6 protein-coding genes are annotated in these 8,132 nt (G+C 68.0%); 4 read left to right on the forward strand and 2 right to left on the reverse strand.

Translation table 11 applies throughout. From position 1 onward, the window contains the following. Window positions 1-6 precede the first annotated feature (6 nt). Both ACFWPK_RS33350 and ACFWPK_RS33355 read right to left on the reverse strand, forming a co-directional pair. Window positions 7-1,173 carry a Fic family protein gene (locus tag ACFWPK_RS33350; RefSeq protein WP_378922648.1) on the reverse strand — a complete coding sequence of 389 codons (1,167 nt, stop codon included), beginning with the start codon at window positions 1,171-1,173 and terminating at the stop codon, window positions 7-9. A 113-nt stretch (window positions 1,174-1,286) separates the two neighbouring features. Further along, window positions 1,287-2,288, reverse strand: a complete 1,002-nt coding sequence (locus ACFWPK_RS33355; RefSeq protein ID WP_378922650.1) for a methylenetetrahydrofolate reductase — start codon at window positions 2,286-2,288, stop codon at window positions 1,287-1,289. Window positions 2,289-2,540: 252 nt separating this feature from the next. On the opposite strand from ACFWPK_RS33355, the gene ACFWPK_RS33360 reads away from it, so the two are divergent. The 4 genes from ACFWPK_RS33360 (at window position 2,541) to ACFWPK_RS33375 (ending at window position 8,044) form a co-directional block, all read left to right on the forward strand. Further along, window positions 2,541-3,695 carry a polyprenyl synthetase family protein gene (locus ACFWPK_RS33360; protein WP_378922662.1) on the forward strand — a complete coding sequence of 385 codons (1,155 nt, stop codon included), beginning with the start codon at window positions 2,541-2,543 and terminating at the stop codon, window positions 3,693-3,695. Window positions 3,696-3,708: 13 nt separating this feature from the next. Then, entirely contained in the window at window positions 3,709-5,259 is a 1,551-nt protein-coding gene (crtI, locus tag ACFWPK_RS33365; RefSeq protein WP_378922652.1) for a phytoene desaturase family protein, read from the forward strand. 101 nt (window positions 5,260-5,360) lie between these two features. Then, window positions 5,361-7,019: an alpha-(1->6)-mannopyranosyltransferase A gene (locus ACFWPK_RS33370; RefSeq protein ID WP_378922654.1), complete on the forward strand. Its 1,659-nt coding sequence runs from the start codon at window positions 5,361-5,363 to the stop codon at window positions 7,017-7,019. A 38-nt stretch (window positions 7,020-7,057) separates the two neighbouring features. Continuing rightward, window positions 7,058-8,044 (forward strand): phytoene/squalene synthase family protein, encoded by a 987-nt coding sequence (locus ACFWPK_RS33375; protein WP_378922664.1) that lies wholly within the window; start codon window positions 7,058-7,060, stop codon window positions 8,042-8,044. Window positions 8,045-8,132: the final 88 nt, after the last annotated feature.

Below are 8,132 nucleotides of genomic sequence, written 5' to 3' on the forward strand. Positions count from 1 at the left end.
CAGTACTCAGGTGCCGTTCATCACCGCGAGCACATCCGGAGCGGCGAAGAAGCGGGTGCGAGCTCGGGTTACTTCGACGAGAATCCCTGCCTCCACTAGTTTTTCGACATTCAAGGTGGCGGCGCGGTGGGTGACGTCGAGGGCCTTCATCGCGTTCGCAATGCCGATGATCGGGGAGCGGAACAGCTCGTCGATCAGGATCGGCAGCAGGCCGGATGAGCGCGCTCTGGCAACCCTCAGCCTGAGTTCGGTCCGAAGCGCGTCCAGCCGTACGGCGCGGGCGAGGCTGTCACGGGCCTGCTCCTCGATGACCTCGAGAAAGAATTCGAACCAGCCGAGCCAGTCGCCCTCGGTCGAAACACTCAGCAAGCCTTCGTAATACCGGTCCCGCCGTGGCTCGATATAGGACGACAGGTCGAGCAAGGGGCCGGGCAGCAGTCCCCACTCGACAAGGAGCATCACCGCGAGCAACCGGCCGATGCGGCCGTTGCCGTCGATGAAGGGATGGATCGCCTCGAACTGATAATGCACCGCGGCGATCGCCAGCAGTGGCGGCAGCTCCCCGTCCGCATGCAGGAACTTCTCGAAGGCATCCAGGCCCTGCCACAGCGATTCAGGTGGCGGCGGAACATATTTCGCGGTGTCGATGGTAGAGCCGGGAGGGCCGATCCAGTTCTGGCTGCGCCGGAATTCGCCGGGAGTGGCGTAGTCGCCACGAACGCCGGTCATCAGAATCCGATGCGCTTCTCGCAGTAGCGACAGACTCAACGGCAAGCGCCTACCGGGATCGAGAACATGATCCATCGCGCTCATGTAGTTGAACACTTCCTGGACGTCCCCCCGAGGATGGGCGGGACGCTCGACCTCGTACATCGCCACGTCCGACAATGACGCGACAGTGCCCTCGATCCGGCTCGACAACACGGCCTCGCGACGCACCAGCGCCCGGCCGAACAGCTCGGGGCTGGGCAGTCCGCGCCCGAGACCGGCCAGTTCGCCGACCGCCCGATCTGCACTGGACAATCTGCGGACAAGTTTCGGAGACATCTGGACGATCGGCGGCAGCGGCGGCGGCGAGAACGCGCGGTATCCATTGTCCGCGCGCACGACGTTCACCTGCTGCGCGGTGGAGAAGTCCTCCAGCAGCATCAGCTCAACCCCTCGGATCGACATTCAGTGATACTTTTCAGCCGACAAGTATCACTGATGAAGGGTAGCGCTACTTAAGTAGCACCACCAGCCAGTTGTGCTACTTTTCGAGCGAAAAGTAGCACAAGCCCTCGGTTCTACGCGCTGATCGGGGCGGCCGTCACCCCGTAGCCGAGGTTGGTGAGGACCTCACTCGTGGCCTTGGCGAAGTTCAGGGTGATGAAGTGCAGGCAGGGGGCGCCTTCGTCGGTGAGGCGCTGGGCCATTTCGGTGGCGATCTGGATGCCCTCGGCGCGGACCGCGGCGCGGTCTTCTTCCGGGCCGCTGCCCGCGGCCCGGGTGAGGCGGGCTACGACGTCGGCGGGGACGGGGCGGCCGCTGAGTTCTTCGGCGCGGGCGACGGTGCGCAGCGAGGTGATGGGCATCAGCTCGGGGATGATCGGCTTGGCACCCTCGATGGGGTCCATGGCGATCACGCGGTCGCGCAGACGCAGGTAGTGCTCGACGTCGAAGAACATCTGGGTGATCGAATACTCCGCTCCCGCACGGAGTTTCGCGGCCAGGTGGTGGGTGTCGTGGTCGAGGTCGGGCGAGCGGTGGTGGCCCTGGGGGAACGACGCGACGCCGACGTGGAAGTCGCCGAGGTCGCGCACGATGCGAACCAGTTCCTCGGCGTATTCGACACCGCCGGGATGCTTGGCCCATTCGCCCAGTGGGTCGCCGGGCGGGTCGCCGCGCAGGACCAGGACATTGCAGATGCCGGAGTCGGCGTAGGAGCCGATCAGGGAGCGCAGTTCGGCGATGCTGTGGCCGACCGCGGTGAGGTGGGCGACCGGGAGCAGGGTGGTTTCCTGCGCGAGGGCACCGGTGATGCGCACGGTGCGGTCGCGGGTGGAGCCGCCCGCGCCGTAGGTCATCGACACGAAGGCCGGATGCATGCGTTCGAACTCGCGGACCGCACGCCACAACCGAGCCTCGCCCGCCGCGTCACGCGGGGGGTTGAACTCCACGGAGAAGGGCACGCCACTGCCCGAATGAGTGCGCAGACTCTGCACCACCGAGGGGGTGTTCGAGACGATCGACGGCCGCTGGGCGGGTCGATCTGGGGTCGAACTTCCCCGTCCATTGTCGAAATCCACCGGCTCAGTCTAGTGGGGCCCGATGACGCCCCGGCACCGACTGGGAATCCGGCCACCCAACACCGGACACTGCGTCAAGTCCGATGAACGTGTCCGCGGCGGCAGAACCCCGCCGAAACGCCGGGTGTGGGCTGCGTCGCAGCGGCCCTGTGCGCCGGGAGCGCGCCCGGCCCACCCGCGTATCGTTCGAGACAACGCTGGTGACCGCACCACCGAGTGCCCAACCGGTCCCGCTGTTCGCCCACCTCGCCCCTGGAGGCCGCCCTGTCCGCCGGAATCGGTACCCCGCTCTCCCGGTCCGCCGCCGACGCTCTGACCTCGGTCGATCTCGTCACGCTGACACCGGGCACGTCGGCCTTCGTCGCCGCTGTCGAACAGGTGCTGACCAGTTTCTTCGCCACCCGGCGTGAGTTCGTCGAGCCGCTGGGGCCCGTCTTCATCGATGCCGTCGAGGCACTGGAACAGTTCGTTGTTCGTGGCGGCAAGCGGACGCGGCCGGGGTTCGCCTGGACCGGGTGGCTCGGTGCCGGTGGCGACCCCGCGGGGCCCGACGCCGCCGCGGTGCTCACCGCCTGTTCGGCGCTGGAACTGGTGCAGGCGTGCGCGCTCGTGCACGACGACATCATCGACTCCTCGCGGACGCGGCGCGGCTTCCCGACCGTGCACATCGAGTTCGAGGATCGCCATGGGGCGGCGGGCTGGCCCGGCGACGGCGCGGCGTACGGCTCGGCCGTCGCGATTCTGATCGGCGATCTGGCTCTGGCCTGGGCAGATGATCTGGTTCACGAGGCCGGGCTGAGCCCGCTTGCGCTGGCCAGGTTCGCACCGGTGTGGGCGCGGATGCGGACCGAGGTGCTCGGCGGGCAACTCCTCGACATCAACGGCGAAGCCGGTGGCGACGAATCCGTCGAGGCCGCGTTGCGGATCAATCGGTACAAGACCGCCGCGTACACGATCGAACGGCCGCTGCATCTGGGTGCGGCGCTGGCGGGTGCCGATGAGGCGCTGGTGGATGCGCTGCGGACCTACGGGACCGATGTGGGGATCGCGTTCCAGCTGCGTGACGACCTGCTCGGCGTGTTCGGCGACCCGGCGGTGACGGGGAAGCCGTCGGGCGATGACCTGCGCGAAGGCAAGCGGACCGTGTTGATCGCCGAGGCGCTGCGCCGGGCCGATCCGGCGTCCGCCGCCCTGATCCGGACGGGTCTGGGCACGGACCTCGACGATGCCGCCGTCGACGAGCTGCGCACGGTGCTCACCGACCTGGGCGCGGTCGACGAGGTGGAGCGGCGGATCACCGAGCTCACCGATACCGGGCTGGCCGCCATCGCGACCAGTTCCGCGACACCGCAAGCCGAGCAGTTGCTCCACGCCATGGCACTGGCTGCCACTCGCCGCGCAGCCTGATAGGAAAAGTGTTGTGGGACAACAGAATCATGTCGTCGTAGTCGGAGCCGGGCTGGCCGGTCTCGCGGCCGCGCTGCATCTGCGGGGCGCCGGTCGCGAGGTGACGGTGCTGGAACGGGCCGATCATCCGGGCGGGCGGGTGGGTCGCTACCGGTTCGACGACTACGAGATCGACAGCGGCGCAACCGTTCTCACGTTGCCGGAGGTGATCGACGACGCGCTGGCCGCCGTCGGGCACACCCGCGACAGCGTCGGCCTTCGCATCCACCGCCTCACCCCCGCCTACCACGCGCGTTTCGCCGACGGCAGCGACATCCGTGTCTTCGACGATGCCGACCAGATGGCCGCCGAGGTCGAAAGTGCTTGCGGGCCCGCCGAAGCGCGCAACTACCGGCGCCTGCGTGACTGGCTCGGCCGCATCTACGACGCCGAATTCGACGAGTTCATGAACGCCGATTTCGACTCGCCCCTCGACATGGTGCGCACGCCGCGCGCCAGGGCCGCGCTGACCGCGCTCGCCAAGCTCGGCGGGTTCGGCAAGCTGGGGCCGCGCGTGCGGTCCTATCTGCGCGACGAGCGGCTGACCAGGCTGTTCACCTTCCAAGCGCTCTACGCCGGCATGTCGCCGGATGACGCGCTGGCGGTCTACGGCGCGATCCCGAACATGGACACCTGCCTCGGGGTCTACTTCCCCGAAGGCGGGATGCGCGCGATCACGGCCGCTCTCGCCGAGGCATTCACCGACGCGGGTGGCCGGCTCGTCCTGAACGCCGAGGTCGACGGCATCGACTATCGGACCGGCCGACGCGCCGAAGCCGTCCGCACCGCCGACGGCCGCGCGTACCCCTGCGACGCGGTGGTCCTCACCGCCGACATCGGCTCGCTGCCTCGATTCGGCCTTCGCCCTCGTCGCGGCCTGCGTGCCTCGCCGTCGGCTGTCGTCGCCCACGGCACCATTCCCGCCGAGATCGCCGCGCAGTGGCCGGTGCGGGCCCACCACACCATCGAGTTCGGCGCCGCCTGGGCGCAGACCTTCGCCGAGATCGCCGCGCGCAAGGGGCGCGGGCAGCTCATGAGCGATCCGTCGCTGCTGCTCACGCGGCCCGCGCTGACCGACGCCGACCAGTTCATCGAGCGGGCGAGCGGCCGCTTCGAGCCGCTGTCGGTGCTCGCGCCGTGTCCCAACCTGACCGCCGCCCCGCTCGACTGGGACCGCCTCGGCCCGGCCTACCTGCGCGAACTGCTCGCGGTGCTGGAACAGCGCGGCTACACCGGCATCACCGAACATTTCCACGTCGACCACCTCGACACTCCCGGGACGTGGGCCGCCAAGGGCATGATCGCGGGCACGCCGTTCTCGATCGCGCACCTGTTCCGGCAAACCGGCCCCTTCCGGCCACGCAATCTGCCAAGGGGTGTGGACAACGTCGTTCTCGCAGGTTGCGGCACCACTCCGGGGGTGGGTGTGCCCACCACGCTGCTGTCGGGCAAGCTGGCGGCGGCACGAATCACCGGCAGCCGGGCACACGCCGGTACCGACCACCGGGTTAGTGTTCCAACTTGAAGCCGTAAACTGACGGCCGACTTATCAGCTCGCGGTTGCGACCGCCGACCATCCGGGGGGACCGACCGAACATGCCGCCCTCCGAGACGACCGTAGGCACCATGGACAACACGCGCACACTCGAGCGTCGGCGTCACCTACCCACCGGCACAGATCCCGGCGTCCGGACCTGGCTGCGCACCGCAAGCGAGTTCGCCAGGAGCCCCGAAGGCCACGCGGCCATCATGGGATTCTTCGGCGCCATCATGATCACCTTCGGTGGCTTCGGTGCAGGCGCTGTCCGCAAACGCGACCCTCTCCTCGAGGCGCTACACCTGTCCTGGCTGCGGTTCGGCCACGGGTACGCGCTGTCGATGATCGTTATCTGGGTCGGCGTGCTGATGATGATCACCGCGTGGGTTCGCCTCGGCCGCATCACCATCAGCAAGGGCGACCCGACGGTCACCCTCAACGAGTTGCGGGCGACCGTCGGAATCTGGATCACGCCCCTGCTGTTCGCGGCGCCGATGTTCAGCCGCGATGTCTACTCCTACCTCGCCCAAGGCGCGCTGCTACGCGACGGATTCGACCCTTATCAGGTAGGGCCCGTCGCCAATCCGGGTGTGCTGCTGGACAACGTGAGCACGGTCTGGACCACCACCACCGCACCGTACGGGCCGGTGTTCTTGCTAATCGGCCGCGCGATCACCTCGATTACCGGTGACAATGTGATCGCCGGGACCATCGCCTTGCGCATCGTCATGCTGCCCGGACTGGCACTGATGATGTGGGCCGTGCCGTACCTGACCAAGCATCTCGGCGGGAAGCCGACGACCGCGCTGTGGTTGGCGGTGCTCAACCCGCTGGTACTAGTGCACCTGATCGGTGGCGTGCACAACGAGATGCTGATGGTCGGACTGATGTGCGCGGGCATCGCACTTGTCCTCGAACGTCATCATGTGGCGGGAATCGTGGTCGTCGCCATCGGCGTCGCGATCAAGGCGACCGCGGGTGTCGCGCTGCCGTTCCTGGTGTGGATCTGGATTCTGCACGAGAAGGAACGACGCGCGGCCGAGCGACTGGCAGCGGACTCGGACGTGGAACCTTCCGAGGACCAGATGCATCCCGACGCGGCCCGACCGTCCGCCGATATGCCGCATCCGCTGTTCGTTTTCGCCAAGATCGCCGGCCTCGGTATGGGCGTGTTCGCGCTCGTCTTCGGCGCCGCATCGGCAATCACGGGAGTCGGGTTCGGCTGGGTGGCCGCACTGCAGGGTTCGAACAGGATCATCAATTGGCTTTCGCTGCCGACGATCCTCGCGAACGTGATCACCTGGGTAACCCCGCTGCAAGAGCAATCGGTGCTCCCTGTGACCCGCAACCTGTGCCAGGTGGCGCTGGTCGTGCTGCTCGTCGCGACCTGGTGGCGGTTCCGGCACAGCGAGCGCGAGGCCGTGATGGGCATCGTCATCGCCTTCGTCGCGATCGTGATCCTGTCGCCTGCCGCGCTGCCCTGGTACTACTCGTGGCCGCTCGCGCTGGCGGCCGGGTTCGCGCTGTCGACCAGGACGTTGATGTGGCTGGTAGGCCTCTGCACCTGGTTGATGCTGGTATTCCAGCCGGACGGGTCGCTCGGGCTTTACAACTTCTCGCACGTCGCGCTGGCGACGTTCGCCGCCGTGGTCGCGGCGGTGTCGCTGCGTACCGTTGATCCGCTGCGTCTGCGTTCGGCCAGGTCGAAGGCCGCTGCCACGGAATCGGCGCCGCCCGTCCGGGCGTGAGCGGTCGCACGCAGGAGCTTCGGAGAGAGATCGTGAACGTGGCTGCCGATGCTGGTGCCCGACCGCTGACCGGCGAGCTGGATGCGGCCTACGCGAGTTGCCGGCGGATCGCCGCCGAGCACGGGCGCACCTATTACCTGGCGACAGCGCTGCTCTCGCCGGAGCGGCGGCGGGCCGTGCACGCGCTGTACGCGTTCGCCCGGATGGTCGATGACATCGTCGACCACGCCGATGACACCGCGCGTGTCCTGGACCCGCGCGATGGCACCCGGCAGTACGTCGACGTCTCCCCCGCTCAGCACCTCGACCTCGTCGAGAAGCAACTGCGCCTTGCCCTCGAACACGGCGACATCGACACCACCGACCCGCGCCGCGACCAGATCATCACCGCGGCCGCCGACACCATCGCCCGCTACGACATCGCACACGCCCACATCTGGACGTTCCTCGACGCCATGCGCATGGACGTCCCCGGCACGGCCACCCACCGCACCCGCTACGCCACGATGGGCGAGCTCCGCGAGTACATGCGTGGATCCGCCGCGGCCATCGGCCTGCAACTGCTGCCGGTCCTCGGCACCGTCGTCCCCGTCACCGAGGCCGAACCCGCGGCCGCCGCCCTCGGCGAAGCCTTCCAGCTCACCAATTTCCTGCGCGACGTCGCCGAAGACCTCGACCGGGACCGCGTCTATCTCCCCACCGACGAACTGACGGCTTTCGGCGTGGACGAAGCCCACCTACGCGGCTGCCACGATCACGGCCACACCGACGCACCGCTGCGCCGCGCGCTGGCCCACCTGATCGCCGTCAACCGCGATATCTATCGGCAGGCAGTTCCCGGCATAGCCCTGCTCGCCCCCCGAGTGCGCCCGGCGATCACCACCGCCGCCACCCTCTACGCCGAGATCCTCGACCGCATCGAAGCAGCCGATTACCAGGTCTTCACCACCCGCGCTACGGTTCCGCACCGTCGCCGAATCCTGGTCGCCGCCAAGGGCTTGACCACCCGCACCCGCCACCGCTAGTGTCCTGCACCTGAAATCCGTTGAAGATATTTAGCGAGTGATTCCAGGATCTCCTCCGCGGTTTTGCGCCAGACGAAGGGTTTCGGGT

It is taken from the genome of Nocardia sp. NPDC058519 (assembly GCF_042719755.1).
Taxonomy (GTDB): Bacteria; Actinomycetota; Actinomycetes; order Mycobacteriales; family Mycobacteriaceae; genus Nocardia.

Coding starts and splice junctions, on each gene's coding strand:
- ACFWPK_RS33350 (WP_378922648.1), bottom strand. CDS start 1,173: ATGTCGATCCGAGGGGTTGAGCTGATGCTGCTGGAGGACTTCTCCACC.
- ACFWPK_RS33370 (WP_378922654.1), top strand. CDS start 5,361: ATGGACAACACGCGCACACTCGAGCGTCGGCGTCACCTACCCACCGGC.